A 387-nucleotide genomic window follows, 5' to 3' on the forward strand; every position below is an offset into this window, starting at 1 on the left:
AGGCATCGCCGAGCAGCATCGTTTCCTGATGCCGTTCCCGAGAGCCGGCGAGCGCTTCGGCAAGTGCGGCGAGATCGCCGATCGCAGCGGCATCGCCCTGCCCGCGCCATGCAGCGGAAAAGATCACGGCATCGTTCCAGATGCCGCCATGGGTCAGCAACGTCGAAATCCACGTCTCGAGTCCCGCGGCATCGGTGACGAGGCCGTCATGAACCGCGCGCTCCAATCCGCCCGAATAGGCGAATGAGCCGACCGGGAAGGCCGGCGACAGCCACGCCATCAGGCGCAGCAGCGCCTGGAGATCATCCGCTTGCGTCATCGCCGCTCAGTCGTGAGAGTGATGGTGTCCGTCACCATGCTTGTGGTCGTGATCATGATGATCATGAT

General features: G+C 63.6%; 1 protein-coding gene. It reads right to left on the reverse strand.

Translation table 11 applies throughout. The features are described 5' to 3' along the window. The coding region (locus AC1DIX_RS28170; RefSeq protein ID WP_477328670.1) for an urease accessory protein UreF at positions 1–319 on the reverse strand (319 nt) is incomplete at its 3' end. Positions 320–387 lie beyond the last annotated feature (68 nt).

Source organism: Massilia sp. 05N420 (genome assembly GCF_056397205.1).